Source organism: Paracoccus benzoatiresistens (assembly GCF_026913015.1).
Classification (GTDB): domain Bacteria; phylum Pseudomonadota; class Alphaproteobacteria; order Rhodobacterales; family Rhodobacteraceae; genus Paracoccus; species Paracoccus benzoatiresistens.
Genome location: NZ_JAPTYD010000044.1, coordinates 16,702 through 28,564, shown reverse-complemented (window position 1 = coordinate 28,564; position 11,863 = coordinate 16,702). Strand labels below are relative to the sequence as shown.

Sequence of the window (11,863 nt, the reverse complement as noted above, 5' to 3'; positions counted from 1 at the left end):
TCGCGGCCTGACTGGAGCCAACGTCACATGCCCGGAGCCCGCTGCCCGGCAATTTCCACCACATTCGCGACACGACCGGATCAGGCTGTGACTGTGACTAGTGATACGGCCGTGTTCGACTGTCAGGTCCAGACGTCCCAGATAACTGCCATGGCATCCTGACTGGATGATGATGGCTCCGTTGACAATCCAAGGACTTTCCAGGCGGTTATGGGTATGCCCCGACAGGATCACGTCGAGCCCGTCCACTGCCTCTGCCAAGGCGCAATCCTGCGGCAGGCCCAGATGCGACAGCACCACGACCAGACCGCAGCCCTCGGCGCGAAGGCGTGCCGCGTGAGCACGCGCTTCCTCGATCCCGTCGGTGAAGCGCAGCCCGGCCGAGAACGAGGGCGGCATGGTCTTGTCCAGGATCGTTGCAGCCAGCCCGATGACCCCGATCGACAGACCATTCGCCTTGCAGACGGTGGTCGGTGGGAACCGAGGGGCTTCTTCCGTCAGGGGATGGCAGTTCGCGGCCAGGAACGGGTAGTCCAGCAGGCTGGACAGCCGGGCAGCCTGGGCAGGACCGTAGGCAAAATCCCAGTGCCCTGTCATAGCCGACAGGCCAAGAGCGTTCAGGATGGGCACGGCTGCCTCACCCTTGCTGAGCGTGACTGCAGGGGTGCCGTGGAATGTATCGCCGTTGTCGAACACCAGAACCCCGCCCGGCGTCTCCTGGCGGGCTGCATTCAGGATGCCTGCGATCCGCGCGAACCCGCCCATGACGGACAGTTCAGGTCCGTGAGCCTTCCAGTGCAGTTCCGGATGGGGCTCGAGGTAGCCGTGGGTGTCGTTCAGTTGAAATAGCGTCACCTGTGGCATTCACAATTCCTGCATCGCTGCGTTTCATCCTGCAGCAAGCGCAGGAGCCTTAAGGCAACCTTAAGAAAGGGTGCAAAGACGCGATCAGTGCCGTCAGGCCGATCGAAGACTGGAACGGCCCCCCTGCCCCGTCCGGGCAGACATGTCCTGCCGGGCCGCACCGTAGGCCGTGGTCGAAATCCGAACTTCAACATCCTCGCTATACAGCATTAAGCAATCATGGGTCCGTGTTTCGAGACTTCCAGTCCATGCTTGGCTGCACGTGGTCAGGGAGGGAAAGAAAATGACGAAGCTAGGATATGCAGCGATATCGTTTCTCATGGCATCAACGGCGCACGCGCAGTCTGACAGCCTATCCGTGGCCATGCTCTTGGCCGGTAACATTGAAGACAACGGCTTCATGGAAGCAGGCTACAATGGCCTGCTGAAGATCCAGGAAGAGTTCGGCGCGAAGATCAGCTACATCGACAAGATAGAGCCAGAACCGGAACAGCTGGCTGCTGCGCTGCGCCGCCTTGCCCAAGATGGGCCAGATATGGTGATAGCGCATGGAGGCCAGAACAACCAGGCGGCCCAGCAGGTCTCGGCCGAGTTTCCGGAGATCGCGTTCGTGGTCGTGCAGGGCAATGTTACCGGTCCCAACCTTTCGAGCTATGAGGTTCTTCAGGAAGAAAGCGCCTGGCTTGGGGGAGCCGCCGCTGGCCTGCTGACCAAGACGGATGTCGTCGGCCACATTTCGGGCATCCGCGTCACGCCAGGACTGAAAGGTCGCGGGGGTTTCTACAACGGGCTGATGCACACCAATCCGGATGCAAAGTTCCTGACGATCTTTGCCGGCAACCAGGACGATAATGAATTGTCCGAACGCGTGGCGAAGGCCCAGATGGAGCAGGGTGCGGACTACATCTTCACCATGCTGAACGCCGGCCGCCAGGGTGCAACAGACGCCATGAGGGGCACCAGCACCAGGCAGTTCGGGAACGTGATCGACTGGACCACGGTTGAGCCGGAAGTCTTTGCAGGCTCTGCCATCGCGGATGTCAGCATTCCCAGTGTCGAAGCCGTGCAGGACTACACCACGGGAAACTGGAAGCCGGGAGTCGTCAAGGCGATCGGGCTGGAAAACCCCACGGCCGTATCGCTGACACTGGCTGATGATGTCCCGGCAGAGATTAAGTCACAGATCGAGGAACTGAAGCAGAAGATCATCCGAGACGAAATCGAGGTCTCGACAGAGTATGACGGGCCAGAAATGGCTCCTTGACGAGATACCGACCGCCTGTTCCTGCTTCGCCCCCGTAAGGGGGCGACTTGCTTTTGTGCCTTTGCGCCTTCTTTTGCGAAGGCACGCGTCATCCGCATGCGCCGGTCTCAAGCTTATCCAAGCGTTTCGCGGGCTCGCTGGACCAGGCCCTTCAGATCGTCCAGGCTGTATTTGCCAAACGCCCCCTCGTCGCCAGCGACAAAGCTTGGTGTGCCCATCAGGCCCATGTGTTCGGCCAGCAGGAAGCTGTAGGTGATGTGGCGCTCGACACGCTCGGCCTTGATGTCCTGTTCCAGGCGGGTCCAGTCGAGGCCAGCCTTTGCGGCCGCCTGCCGGGCGGTATCAGCATTGGCCTTGCCCTTGATCGAGAACATGGCCTTGTGCATCTGCCAGTAACGGCCTTGCGAGAGCGAGGCGAGGGAGACCCGCGCAGCGTCCTCGGAGTCCGGCCCGAACACCGGCCACTCTCGGAAGACCACCCGCAGGTTCGGGTCGGACAGGATCAGGCGGTGGATCGGGTCCACCATCTCGCGGCAGAAGGGGCAGTTGTAGTCGAAGAACTCGGTCAGCGTCACGTCGCCGTCGGGGTTGCCGAGAACGGGCGCCGTGGGATCACGCTCGAGTGCCTTTCGCAGTTCCTCGGGCATCGGGTTGTCCCGCGCCGCGAGAGCGACGGTGGGCAGAACCAGCAAACCGGTGCTGGCGATCAGAAAGTTCCGACGTTGCATAAATTATCCTCGAACCAGGTCGGCGCAGCTCTTGGGCCACGTCATGGAAGGTGGATGAGTCCCCAACCTTAAGGGTGCCTTAAGGCGGCAAGGCTTTCACGACATCTCCGACAGCGGCAGGATAATTGCCATCTCCTGGCCTCCTGTGCCTTCACCCACCTCCAGTCGTCCGCCCATGCGCTGCACGGCCGCCGCGACAATGGCAAGTCCCAGGCCGCTGCCATGAACCTCGCGGCCCGGACCGCGCCAGAACCGGTCGGTGACGCGGTCGCGGTCCTCGGGTCGGATGCCAGGTCCCTGGTCGCGAACCAGGACTGTCACTGATGATCCATCACAGGTCGCGATCAGGCCGACGACCCCACCCGCGGGAGAATGCTGGATGGCGTTTTCGACCAGGTTGCGCAGGGCACTGTGGACCAGGATGCGGGACGCGTAAATCGGGGAAAGATGCTCGGCTTCAACCAGCAGGCGCACCTGCTTGGCATGGGCCTGATCTTCAGCCTGTTGGGTAATCTCGGCAAGCAGAGCCGCCACGTCGAGACGCTCAACCGACGTTGCGTCGTGATCGATGGCCGTCAAATCCAAAAGCTGGCGCACCATTCGGTCGGTGCGATCGACCGAGGTGGCGATGGCTGCCAGGGCACGGTCGCGCACCGCCGGATCGGCAGCCATCCGCGCGATCTGCGCATGGGTGCGCAAGCCGGCCAGCGGTGTCTTCAGTTCATGGGCCGCAAAGGCCGTGAAGTCCCGTTCGGAGCGCCGGACATCCTCGAGACGCTGAAACAGGCTGTTCAGGGCCCGGCGGACGGGGCGGATCTCGCGCGGATCGCGGCTTTCCGGCAAGGGGCGCAGATCGTCGGGCTTGCGTTGGCGCAGGGCGCTTTCCAGATGCGCCAGGGGTGCAAGGCCGCGCCCGACGCTGACCCAGATCAGCAGAGCGAGCGCGGGAAAGATCACCGCCAGCGGCCAGAGAAGCCCTTGCACCACGTCGCTCACCAGACGGTCCCGCACCTCCATCCGGTCGCCGACCATGACCCGAACCCCGACATCGGGGTTGATGACGGTGAAGACCCGCCACGGCTCGCCGTCGATCTGGGTGGTGGCAAAGCCTTCGTTATTGGAAAGCCTCGCATCCGGCGCCCCCGAGGACGCCCCCAGCAGATCGCCCTGCAGCGACCAGATCTGGCAGGACAGCTGACGCGAGTAGCCGCCGTCGCTCGGCAGGGCGATGGTGGCCTCTGCGGCAGCGTCATTCAGCGCGATCCGGCGATCCGCCATGAGCGAACTGACCATGTTGGCCGCCTCGGAGAGGCGCGCATCGAGAACGCGCTCGACCTGGGCGCGGGTCGAGATGTTGATCCAGAGGGCCGCCGAGAGCCAGACCGCACTGGTGGCCAGCGTCAGGATCAGGATGAGGCGAAGACGGATCGACATCAGCCCGCCTTGGCGCCGGACACCGGCATGCAATAGCCCAGGCCGCGCACCGTCTCGATCACCTCGCGGCCAAGCTTGGCGCGCAGGTGATGGATATGCACCTCGACCGTGTTGCTTTCCACGTCCTCCTGCCAGCCATAAAGGCGTTCCTCGAGTTGCGCGCGGGAGAGGATGCGCCCGGGACGCTCTGCCAAGGCATGCAGGATGGCGAACTCGCGCCGCGACAGGCGCAGGGGCTGGCCATCTCGCGTGGCCGTCATGGCTGCCGGGTCCAGTTCCAGCCCGTTCCAGTGCAGGACCGGGCTGGCGCGTCCGCCCTGCCGGCGCAGCATGGCCCGGATCCGGGCAGCAAGTTCGTCAAGATCGAAAGGCTTGCCCAGGTAGTCGTCAGCACCCTTGTCCAATCCGGCGACCCGGTCTCGCACCTGGTCCCGCGCCGTCAGCAGCAACACCGGCAGCATGTTCCCGCCTGCCCGCATCTCTGCCAAGAGGTCGGTGCCCAGGCCATCGGGCAGCATGATGTCGAGCACCATGCCGCTGAACTCGCTATGGATCAGGGCTTCCCGGGCATCGGTCAGGGTCGCGACAGCATCGACGGTAAAACCCGACAAGCCGAGGCCCACCACCAGGCCCTCGGACAGCACCGGGTCATCTTCCACGATCAAGAGCCGCATGGGCATCCTTTCCTGTTCTTCGAGGCCCGGAGTGGCGGAGCAACCTTAAGACTGGCTTAAGCTGACCTCCTTAGCCGCAACACCATGATGATACGAATCTTCTTGGCGGCACTCACCGCATGGACCATGGGAACGGGGGCGGCGCTTGCGGAACCCGGCCCGCCGCTCGATCCGGCCGAAGCCTTTGTCCTCACAATCACGCCCGCCCCCTCGGGTGATCTGCAAGTCTCCTGGAACGTCCAGCCGGGCTATTATCTTTATCGCAGCAAGATTGCCGCAGAGGCGCCGAACGGCACCTCCCTGCCCCTCACCCTGCCCGACGGGGAGGTCTATGACGACCCCTGGCTGGGGCGTGACGAGATTTACCGAACGCCGGTAGCCATCACCATCCCCGATCCGCAGGGGCCGACGGTGCTGCACTGGCAGGGCTGCCAGCAGGACGGCATCTGCTATGCCCCCCAGCAGGCGGTGCTGGAGGTCGACGGCACGATCCGGGCAGAGGAGGCCGTCGAGGACGATCCCTTTGGCTCCTGGCAGGCTGATGGTGATGTTGCGCAATCATCCGGTCCTTCGGCTGACGACGCCAACACGTCCGCGCGGGCAGGGCTGACCCTGGCCGAAGGTGAGGGTCTGGTTGCGGATCTGGCGGGCCGGGGCGGTGCCCTTCTCGTCCTGCTGGGCTTCTTCGGCTTCGGCCTGCTGCTGTCTTTGACGCCGTGCGTGCTGCCGATGGTGCCAATCGTGGCCGGGATGCTGACCCGGCAGGGACAGGGGCTGACCGCTGGGCGCGGACTGGCTCTCACCGGTGCCTATGTGATCGCAATGGCCGCGGCCTTTGGCCTCTTGGGCATCGTGGCGGCCTGGTCGGGTGCGAACCTGCAGGCTGTGCTGCAATCGCCGGCGGCGATCGGCGTCATCGCGGCAGTCTTCGTGATGCTGGCCTTGTCGATGTTCGGCCTCTTCGAACTGCAGATGCCCGCCGCCTGGCAGGCACGGCTGTCTCGGGGAACGGGCGCAACAGGCTCCTTGGGCGGGGCAGCGGTGCTGGGTTTCGGCTCGGCGCTGATCGTGGGGCCTTGCGTGACCGCCCCCCTGGCCGGAGCGCTGATCTATATTGCCCAGACCGGGGATGTCGCCCTGGGCGCGGCGGCACTGTTTGCCCTGGGCCTGGGCCAGGGCGTGCCGCTGCTGGCTGTCGGCGCCTTCGGCCCGCAGATCCTGCCCCGCCGTGGCGCCTGGATGGAACGGGTGAAGATAGGCTTCGGTGTCGTCTTTATCGCCATGGCCATCTGGTTGGCAGGGCGCATCCTGCCTGGGCCGGTGGTCCTGCTCCTCTGGTCGGTGCTGCTGACCGGCTGCGGCGTGGCCTTGGGCGCCCTGGACCGTCTGGCGCCGGATGCATCGCGAACGGTGCGCGCCGCTGCGGGAACTGGGCTGCTTCTCGTCTTTGCCGGTTTGATCCAGGGCATCGGCGCGGCCATGGGCGCGGACGATCCGGCCCGGCCCCTGGCACCCCTGGCCGATCGCAAGACCCAAGCGGTCGCCGAAGCCGTGCCGTTCCAGACCGTGACGAGCCAGACTGCACTGGAAACCGCTCTGGATGGAGCACAGCCGGCCCTGATCTACGTCACGGCCGACTGGTGCGTGACCTGCCGCGCCATCGAGCGCGGGCCCATGTCGGACCCGCATGTTGCGGCCGCCCTGGGCGATTTGGCCCGCATCAAGGTCGATGTGACCGACTTCAATGCCGAGGCACAGGCGGTGATGAAGACCCTCGCCGCGGCCGGACCACCCACCATGATCTTTGTGGATGCCGCCGGGACCGAAGCACAGGGTAGCCGGCTGATTGGCGATGTTGACTCCGCGGACCTGCTGGCCTCGATCGCGCAGGTGGCCCCGTGAACGCTGTCTCCATCGGGCCTTTTGTCTTCGACGCCTCACGCCTGGCAGCAGTGGCAACGATCCTGCTGTTTCTGACCGCCACCACGATCGCGGGCCGCCGCAAGCGCAATCCTGATCACTCCGGCGCCGTCGAGGCCTGGGCCGGATGGGCAGTTCTCGCCTGGATCCTGGGCGCACGGCTGGGCTTTGTCCTCACCCACGCCAGCGACTTCGCAGCAGCGCCTTTGGATGCGCTGAAGTTATGGCAGGGGGGCTTCTCTGCACGGGCCGGCTGGATTGCGGCGGGCGCGGCGCTTCTGGTGGCGATGCTAAAAGGGCGCGGCGCGGTTCTCCGGCCTCTGCTGATCGCGGCCGCCCTGACGGCGGCAACCCATCAGGCTATCATCGCGGCCCTGCCCCGCCTGCAGATGCGCCTGCCGGTGATGGAGCTTCTGGCCCTGGACGGCAGCCCTGTCCAACTGGCCGGGCAGGGCCAAGTGACGGTGGTCAATCTCTGGGCGACATGGTGCCCGCCATGCCGCCGCGAGATGCCGATGATGACCAGGCTCGCGGCCGAGATGCCCGAGATGTCCTTTGTCTTCGCCAACCAGGGCGAAAGCGCAGACCGCATCCTGGCCTTTCTGGCGGCCGAGAGCCTGCCCCAGGCCGGCATGCTCCGCGATCCGCGGGCGCACCTGATGAGCCGACTGCGGGCCCTGGGCCTGCCCTCCACCCTCGTCTTCGATGCGACAGGCGCGCTTGTCGCCGCACAGACCGGCGAAATCTCGGGCCCCGCCCTGCGCACCATGATCGACACTGCAAAGGACCAAGGATGACACAACTGCTCAAGGCGCTCCTCGTCGGGACGGCGCTGCTGGCGCTTGCGGCCTGCGAGACCCCCGCGCCTGCCTTGGCCGCACCGCCCCCTGCCCCGGCTCCGGCCCCGGTCAGCGCGGAAACGGCAACCATGTATGCCGCGAAGCCTGATGGAGACCTTACCGTCCCGGCCATCCCCGCGCATCTGCTGAGCGAGGACAAGGCTCGCCAGGAGGTCGATTACTGGACCGACGAACCCGTCGGAACGATCGTGGTCGATCCGCATGCCAAGCGGCTCTACCAGGTCCGGTCCGGCAACAAGGCCATGCGCTATACCGTGGGCGTGGGGGCGGCCGGTTACGGCTTTACCGGCGAGGCGCATATTCCCTACCAGCGGGACTGGCCCCGCTGGACCCCGACCGACAGCATGCTGGCCGAGAACCCCGAACACTACGGTCCCTCGAAGGACGGCGTGGACGGCGGGCTCGCAAACCCGATGGGCGCCCGCGCGCTTTATATCCACAACAGCGGCGGCGATACCTTCTACCGCATCCACGGCACGCCCGATCCCCAGTCGATCGGCACCGCCAGCTCGGCCGGCTGCATCCGCCTCTTCAACCAGGACATCATCCATCTGGCCGAGAACACCGACAGCATGACCAAGGTCGTGGTCCTGACCGAGGCACAGTCGGGCCAGGGCACCACGCCGCCCGCCGCAGATCAGGCCACCCAAACCTCCGGAGACCCCGCATGACCCTTCACCGCAGAGCCCTTCTGGCCTCCGCTGGCCTCGGCGCCGCTCTGACAACCCTTGGCGGCATAACCTGGGCCTTGCTGCGCCCGCCGGCTGGAACCGATGACCTGACCATCGAGGATGTGCTCTTTGATCCCGATCAGCCGGTGCTGGGCAATCCGCAGGGCGACGTCACCGTTGTCGAGTTCTTCGACTACCAGTGTCCCTTCTGCAAGCGCGGCCATTCCGACCTGATGGCCGAGGTCGAGGCAGACGGCAATGTCCGCCTGGTGATGAAGGATTGGCCGATCTTTGGGGGGGCGTCGGTCCTCGCCTCACAACTGGTGCTGGGTGCGGTGGAGGAGGGAACCTATGTCGCGGCACAGGCGGCCCTGATGGCCACGCCCGCGCGTCTGTCCGAGGACGATGTCCGCAGCACCCTGATGGCAGCAGGGCTCGATCCCGCAGCCATGCTGGCCGCCTACCGGCAGGACCGCGAGAGATGGGACGGGCTGATGGACCGCAACAGCCGGCAGGCCGCCGCACTTGGCTTGCAAGGCACACCGGCCTTCATCATCGGCCAGACCCTTCTTCCCGGCGCCCCCGACCGCGACCGCCTGCGCGCAGCCATTGCCGCGGCCCGCGGCAGCGCCTGATCCCCCGTTCACAACCAAGAAGGAGCAGACCATGACCAAAATCTCACGCCGCATGCTCGGCCTGATCGCCTTGGGAGGGCTTGCTGCCCCCAGCCTGGCACGGGCGCAAGCCGGGCCTGCCCGCAACATGAGCAGCTTCGCCATGCAGCACTGGCAGGATCACTTCGAAGAACTGGGCGTAGGCGCGATTGTCGCTGACACCACCTCGCGCGCGCTGCATTTCTGGGGGGGCGATGGGCAGACCTACCGGACCTATCCGACCTCGGTCCCCATCTCGGAGGAGCTGACCAAGCGCGGCTATACCGAGATCGTGCGCAAGAAGGAGGGTCCGAGCTGGACACCCACACCCTCGCAGCTGGAACGCTACCCCGACTGGAAGCCGGTCGGGCCAGGGCCGGACAATCCTTTGGGCACGCACGCCATGTATCTGTCCTGGCCGGCCTACCTGATCCACGGCACCCATGACACGCGCAAGATCGGGCGCCTGTCTTCGGACGGCTGCATCGGTCTTTACAACGAGAAGATCGAGGAACTCTTTGGCCTCTGCCCGGTTGGCACCCAGGTCCGGATCATCTGACAGCCCGGCAGGCGGGGCCGAACGGCCCCGACTGCGTCACAGATCCTTGCAGAAGGCGTCGTAAAGCGCGGCCATGAGCACCTCCAGGTCGGGATCGCTGATGCGGTAGAAGATGGTCTGGCTTTCGCGGCGGGTGTCGACCATGGCGGCCTCGCGCAGCTTGGCCAGGTGCTGGCTCAGCGCCGACTGGCTGAGGCCCACGGCCTGCTGCAGCGCGCCGACCGAGCGTTCGCCCTTGGTCAGCTCGCACAGGATCAGCAGGCGCTTGGCATTGGCGACAAGCGCCAGCCGCCCAGCCACATGATCGGCGCGCTCCTGCAGGGCATGGGTCGCTTTGTCCAGACTCATTATATTAGCATTGACTGATTTAGACATGTTTAATATATAGGCTGGAACGGCGGCTGGAGCAAGCTGCTTTGACGAAGGAGAACACCAATGGAGATCGGGATCGAGACCGCCTTCACGCCGTGGGCCTCGCTGTTTGGCGGCGTGCTGATCGGGCTGAGCGCGGTGATGGTGATGGCCTTGTTCGGCCGCATCGCCGGGATTGCCGGCATTGCGCAGGGCGCCCTTGGCCTTCCCGGCGCGGCGAAGGACCGCGACTGGCGGTGGGCCTTTCTGGCCGGGCTGGTGCTGGCGCCGCTGGCGGTGATGGCCCTGGGCGGGACCGTTGCGCAGACGGTTCCGGACAACCTGCCCGGCATGGCCCTGGCCGGGCTGCTGGTCGGCACGGGCACATCGCTTGGCTCGGGCTGCACCTCGGGGCACGGGGTCTGCGGTCTGGCGCGGCTCTCGGGCCGATCCTTGGCGGCGGTCGCGACCTTCATGGCGGCGGGCTTTGCCACCGTCTTCGTGCTGCGCCACATCCTGGGGGGTGCGTGATGCGGGTGCTGTGGGGCTTTCTCAGCGGCCTGGTCTTCGGGCTGGGGCTGGTGATCTCGGGCATGGCCAACCCGGCCAAGGTGCTGAACTTCCTGGACCTGGCGGGGACATGGGACCCCAGCCTGGCCTTCGTGATGGGCGGGGCCACGCTGACCGCATTCGTGGGCTATCGGCTGGTCTGGCGGCGCAAGGCGCCGGTGCTGGACCGGACCTTCGACATTCCGAAGAACCGCGTCATCGACACGCCCCTGATTGCCGGGGCGGCGCTGTTCGGGATCGGCTGGGGGATCGGCGGCTTCTGCCCCGGCCCCGCCTTCACCGCCCTGCCCCTGCTGGCACCGGGCACGCTGATCTTTCTGCCCGCGATGCTGGCGGGTCTGTGGCTGGGCGCCCGGATCAAGGCAGGCGGCTATCCGCAAGGCAAAGGAGCAACATCATGAGTGAATCAAAACTGAAGCAGAAGGTGGTCCGCCACTCGCCCTCGACGGGCTCGGGAAGCCCCGATGTCTGGGGCATCTATGAACCCGATACCGGATCGATCCAGTATATCTGTGCCGATCCCGAGACCAAGAAGGCGGCGCTGATCGACGTGGTCTGGAATCTCGACCCGAAGAACTACCGCTTCTCGACCGAGAGCATGGAGCAGGTGCTGGATCTGGTGCGGCAGAACGGACTGACGGTCGAATGGGTGCTGGACACGCATCCCCATGCCGACCACGTGATGGCCTCGGCGCTTTTGAAGGAACGCACCGGCGCGCCCACGGCCATCGGCGACAAGGTCCATGACATTGCCAGGCTCTGGGCCGGGCTTTACAACCTGCCCGAGGCTTTCGACCCCGCGCGCGACTTCGACCGCCTGTTCGCGGCCGGCGAGACCTTCCGCATCGGTGAGTTGGAGGCGCGGGTGATGCTCTCGCCCGGCCACACGCTCGGCTCGATCACCTATGTCTGCGGGGACGCGGCCTTCACCCATGACACGCTGATGCAGCCCGATGTCGGCACCTCGCGCGCGGACTTCCCCGGCGGCGACACCGAACAGCTGTGGGACTCGATCCAGGCGATCCTGGCCCTGCCGCCCGACACGCGCCTGTTCGTGGGCCACGACTATGGCACCGACGACCGCGACGAGCCACAGTGGGAGGCGACCGTGGCCCAGCATCGCGCCAACAACAAGCACGTCAAGGACGGCACACGGCGTGAGGACTGGATCCGCATCCGCGACACCCGCGACGCTACCTTGGCCCTGCCAGACCGGATCCTCGCCGCGCTCCAGATCAACCTGCGCGGCGGCCGCCTGCCCGCCTCCGAAGACGACGGAAACCGATACCTCAAGATCCCCGTCAATCGCTTTCCC

13 protein-coding genes and 1 pseudogene are annotated in these 11,863 nt (G+C 65.7%); 9 read left to right on the top strand and 5 right to left on the bottom strand.

All coding sequences use genetic code 11. The features are described 5' to 3' along the window. On the bottom strand, positions 1-864 hold an 864-nt coding region (locus OU682_RS18775), incomplete at its 3' end, for a metallophosphoesterase (RefSeq protein ID WP_329609827.1). Positions 865-1,147: 283 nt separating this feature from the next. Between OU682_RS18775 and OU682_RS18770 the strand changes: the two genes are divergently transcribed. After that, positions 1,148-2,128: a BMP family protein gene (locus OU682_RS18770; protein WP_268943735.1), complete on the top strand. Its 981-nt coding sequence runs from the start codon at positions 1,148-1,150 to the stop codon at positions 2,126-2,128. Positions 2,129-2,241: 113 nt separating this feature from the next. On the opposite strand, the gene OU682_RS18765 is transcribed toward OU682_RS18770, so the two are convergent. From OU682_RS18765 to OU682_RS18755, 3 genes are all read right to left on the bottom strand, one after another. Further along, complete coding sequence (locus tag OU682_RS18765; protein ID WP_268943734.1) at positions 2,242-2,856, bottom strand: DsbA family protein; 615 nt, start codon at positions 2,854-2,856, stop codon at positions 2,242-2,244. Positions 2,857-2,952: 96 nt separating this feature from the next. Continuing rightward, entirely contained in the window at positions 2,953-4,290 is a 1,338-nt protein-coding gene (locus OU682_RS18760) for a sensor histidine kinase (protein WP_268943733.1), read from the bottom strand. Beyond that, the gene (locus OU682_RS18755; RefSeq protein ID WP_268943732.1) at positions 4,290-4,964 is read right to left on the bottom strand and encodes a winged helix-turn-helix domain-containing protein; all 675 of its coding nucleotides are present in this window, start codon (positions 4,962-4,964) and stop codon (positions 4,290-4,292) included. Before OU682_RS18755 ends, OU682_RS18760 begins: the two co-directional genes overlap by 1 nt. A 102-nt stretch (positions 4,965-5,066) precedes the next feature. Between OU682_RS18755 and dsbD the strand changes: the two genes are divergently transcribed. The 5 genes from dsbD to OU682_RS18730 are packed head-to-tail and all read left to right on the top strand — an operon-like array spanning position 5,067 to position 9,627. Then, positions 5,067-6,866 carry a protein-disulfide reductase DsbD gene (dsbD, locus tag OU682_RS18750; protein WP_268943731.1) on the top strand — a complete coding sequence of 600 codons (1,800 nt, stop codon included), beginning with the start codon at positions 5,067-5,069 and terminating at the stop codon, positions 6,864-6,866. Next, entirely contained in the window at positions 6,863-7,681 is an 819-nt protein-coding gene (locus OU682_RS18745; RefSeq protein ID WP_268943730.1) for a TlpA family protein disulfide reductase, read from the top strand. The genes dsbD and OU682_RS18745 overlap by 4 nt, the downstream gene beginning before the upstream one ends. After that, the gene (locus tag OU682_RS18740; protein ID WP_268943729.1) at positions 7,678-8,415 is read left to right on the top strand and encodes a L,D-transpeptidase; all 738 of its coding nucleotides are present in this window, start codon (positions 7,678-7,680) and stop codon (positions 8,413-8,415) included. The genes OU682_RS18745 and OU682_RS18740 overlap by 4 nt, the downstream gene beginning before the upstream one ends. Then, positions 8,412-9,050: a DsbA family protein gene (locus tag OU682_RS18735; RefSeq protein WP_268943728.1), complete on the top strand. Its 639-nt coding sequence runs from the start codon at positions 8,412-8,414 to the stop codon at positions 9,048-9,050. The genes OU682_RS18740 and OU682_RS18735 overlap by 4 nt, the downstream gene beginning before the upstream one ends. 31 nt (positions 9,051-9,081) lie before the next feature. Next, the gene (locus tag OU682_RS18730) at positions 9,082-9,627 is read left to right on the top strand and encodes a L,D-transpeptidase family protein (RefSeq protein ID WP_268943727.1); all 546 of its coding nucleotides are present in this window, start codon (positions 9,082-9,084) and stop codon (positions 9,625-9,627) included. 36 nt (positions 9,628-9,663) lie between these two features. Here OU682_RS18730 and OU682_RS18725 read toward each other — a convergent pair whose 3' ends face one another. Continuing rightward, a complete protein-coding gene (locus OU682_RS18725) occupies positions 9,664-9,975 on the bottom strand; it encodes an ArsR/SmtB family transcription factor (RefSeq protein WP_268943726.1) in 312 nt (103 codons plus the stop codon). An 87-nt stretch (positions 9,976-10,062) separates the two neighbouring features. Between OU682_RS18725 and OU682_RS18720 the strand changes: the two genes are divergently transcribed. The 3 genes and pseudogenes from OU682_RS18720 to OU682_RS18710 all read left to right on the top strand — a co-directional run. Further along, the gene (locus tag OU682_RS18720; protein ID WP_268943725.1) at positions 10,063-10,509 is read left to right on the top strand and encodes a YeeE/YedE family protein; all 447 of its coding nucleotides are present in this window, start codon (positions 10,063-10,065) and stop codon (positions 10,507-10,509) included. Then, positions 10,509-10,949 carry a DUF6691 family protein gene (locus OU682_RS18715; RefSeq protein ID WP_268943724.1) on the top strand — a complete coding sequence of 147 codons (441 nt, stop codon included), beginning with the start codon at positions 10,509-10,511 and terminating at the stop codon, positions 10,947-10,949. Before OU682_RS18720 ends, OU682_RS18715 begins: the two co-directional genes overlap by 1 nt. Then, positions 10,946-11,860 (top strand): annotated as a pseudogene (locus tag OU682_RS18710) (MBL fold metallo-hydrolase); the annotation flags it as partial. The gene OU682_RS18715 and the pseudogene OU682_RS18710, both read left to right, overlap by 4 nt. Positions 11,861-11,863 lie beyond the last annotated feature (3 nt).

Bases quoted from the DNA above. Each gene is read 5' to 3' on its own strand.
- OU682_RS18735 (WP_268943728.1), top strand. From the start codon at position 8,412: ATGACCCTTCACCGCAGAGCCCTTCTGGCCTCCGCTGGCCTCGGCGCC.
- OU682_RS18740 (WP_268943729.1), top strand. From the start codon at position 7,678: ATGACACAACTGCTCAAGGCGCTCCTCGTCGGGACGGCGCTGCTGGCG.
- OU682_RS18765 (WP_268943734.1), bottom strand. From the start codon at position 2,856: ATGCAACGTCGGAACTTTCTGATCGCCAGCACCGGTTTGCTGGTTCTG.
- OU682_RS18715 (WP_268943724.1), top strand. From the start codon at position 10,509: ATGCGGGTGCTGTGGGGCTTTCTCAGCGGCCTGGTCTTCGGGCTGGGG.
- OU682_RS18720 (WP_268943725.1), top strand. From the start codon at position 10,063: ATGGAGATCGGGATCGAGACCGCCTTCACGCCGTGGGCCTCGCTGTTT.
- OU682_RS18760 (WP_268943733.1), bottom strand. From the start codon at position 4,290: ATGTCGATCCGTCTTCGCCTCATCCTGATCCTGACGCTGGCCACCAGT.
- OU682_RS18725 (WP_268943726.1), bottom strand. From the start codon at position 9,975: ATGAGTCTGGACAAAGCGACCCATGCCCTGCAGGAGCGCGCCGATCAT.
- OU682_RS18755 (WP_268943732.1), bottom strand. From the start codon at position 4,964: ATGCGGCTCTTGATCGTGGAAGATGACCCGGTGCTGTCCGAGGGCCTG.
- OU682_RS18770 (WP_268943735.1), top strand. From the start codon at position 1,148: ATGACGAAGCTAGGATATGCAGCGATATCGTTTCTCATGGCATCAACG.
- OU682_RS18730 (WP_268943727.1), top strand. From the start codon at position 9,082: ATGACCAAAATCTCACGCCGCATGCTCGGCCTGATCGCCTTGGGAGGG.